Origin of the sequence: Haloferax profundi (assembly GCF_001469865.1) — an archaeon.
GTDB classification, from domain to species: Archaea; Halobacteriota; Halobacteria; order Halobacteriales; family Haloferacaceae; genus Haloferax; species Haloferax profundi.
Window position 1 is genome coordinate 1 of the sequence record NZ_LOPV01000596.1, and the last position, 1,999, is coordinate 1,999.

The 1,999-nt window shown below is 57.5% G+C and carries 1 protein-coding gene; it reads right to left on the bottom strand.

What is annotated here, in order from left to right; translation table 11 throughout:
* Positions 1 to 1,742, bottom strand: a 1,742-nt coding sequence (locus AUR66_RS17465) for an arylsulfatase (protein WP_058573442.1), incomplete at its 3' end; no start/stop codon positions are given.
* Positions 1,743 to 1,999: the final 257 nt, after the last annotated feature.

Consider the following 1,999-nt stretch of genomic DNA (forward strand, 5'->3'; position numbering starts at 1 on the left):
GCAGAAACCGATGGTCGTCCAGTCGCTGCAAAGCGCTGCGTACCGCGGCCGTCCAGCGGGAGAACGTCGTACTTGCCCGCTTCAGTCCACCACAGTTGGGCGAGTTCGAGGACTTTCTCAGGATGCTCAGACGCCACGTCGTGGGCTTCAGAGAAGTCCTCTCGGAGGTTGTACAGTTCCCAACCGGACTCCTCGAGTGTGGTCGCTGAGAGGTCCTCGGCAGTAATCTCCTCGTTGAATGTCCATGGGTTGACCGCACGCCAACCGTCGTGGTAGATGGCGCGGTACGCGAACATCTCGAAGTATTGGGTGGTGTGCTGTTCTGGAGTGTCGGGGTCGTCGAACGAGTAGGCGAAACTCGCTCCCTCGATAGGCGACTGGGTGTAGCCCTTTATTTCGTCGGGGGCGTCGATGCCGACAGCCTCGAGAACCGTGGGAACGAGGTCGATGGCGTGGACGAACTGGTCACGAACCTCTCCGCGAGCGTCGATTCCGTCTGGCCACGAGACCACGAGCGGGTCGCTTACTCCACCACGGTGCGTCTCGCGCTTCCACCGCTGGTGCGGCGTATCGCCGGCCCACGCCCACCCGAACGGGTAGTGGTTGTAGTACTCTGGGCTGCCGAGTTCGTCCATCGCTTCGAGGTTCTCCTCGAGGTCCTCTGGAACGTTGTTCAAGAATTGGTTCTCGTTGACAGAGCCAGTCGGTCCACCTTCGGCGCTCGCACCGTTGTCTGAGACGACCATCACGAGGGTGTTATCTAACTCGCCAATCCCTTCGAGGAAGTCGAGTATCTTCCCGACCTGCGCATCGGTGTGTTCGAGGAACCCTGCGAACACTTCCATCATGCGGGCGTACAGACGTCGTTCGTCCTCAGAGAGCAAACTCCACTGGGGAACGTCCGGGTTGTGTGGTGAGAGGTCCGTCTCTTCGGGGATGATACCCATCTTCTTTTGCTGTTCGAGAATCATTTCACGGGCTTCCTCCCAGCCCATGTCGAACTCGCCGGCGTACTTGTCGGCCCACTCTTTGGGGACGTGATGGGGAGCGTGGCACGCGCCGGTCGCGAAGTACGAGAAGAACGGTTTGTCGGGCGCGACAGCCTTCGAGTCCTGAATGTACTCGATTGCTTTGTCTGCAAGATCTTCGGAGAGATGGTAGCCTTCCTCAGGTGTCGCTGGTGGTTCGACTTGCTCGTTCCCCGAAACGAGGTTCGGATAGTACTGACTCGAATCAGCACCGAGGAAGCCGTAATACCGTTCGAATCCGCGGCCGAGGGGCCACTGGTCGTATGGTCCGGCGGCACTCATATCCTGAGCCGGTGTGAGATGCCATTTACCGAGCGCGTGGGTGTTGTAGCCCTCCTCGACGAGCATCTCTGAGAGGAAGCCGTTCTCGTGTGGGATGGTCCCGTTGTACCCGGGGAAACCAGTCGAGATCTCAGTGATTCCGGCCATTCCGTTCGAGTGATGGTTCCGGCCGGTCAACAGACAACTCCGCGTCGGTGAGCAGAGCGCAGTCGTGTAGAAATTGTTGTAACGGAGCCCATTGTCTGCGATGCGGTCGATGTTCGGGGTGTCGACGAGGCCGCCATAGCAGCCGAGATGGCCGAAGCCAACGTCGTCGAGGACGACCATCAGGACGTTCGGTGCACCCTCTGGTGCTCTCGTCGGCTCTGGCCACCACTCCTCTGATTCGTCGTACGTCCGGCCGATGTGACCGTGGAATTCTTGCTTAGACATGTCTCTTGAATCACTGGCCTCACAAACCGGTCAGCACCAACGTAGATCACATCCGCCACGGGATTCTGGTGTTGATGATATGGCGAGGAGTCACCAGTTGTGCCTAACATATCTACACTATTGACAATAAATATCTATTAAATATATGGTGAATTTATTACAGAGAGGATTATCTTTCGGCGTGGACATTTTACGAACATGTGACCGAGGAGCAACAGTTAGCGTATTTGTATCGTACTCACGGCGTCCGTGCGACT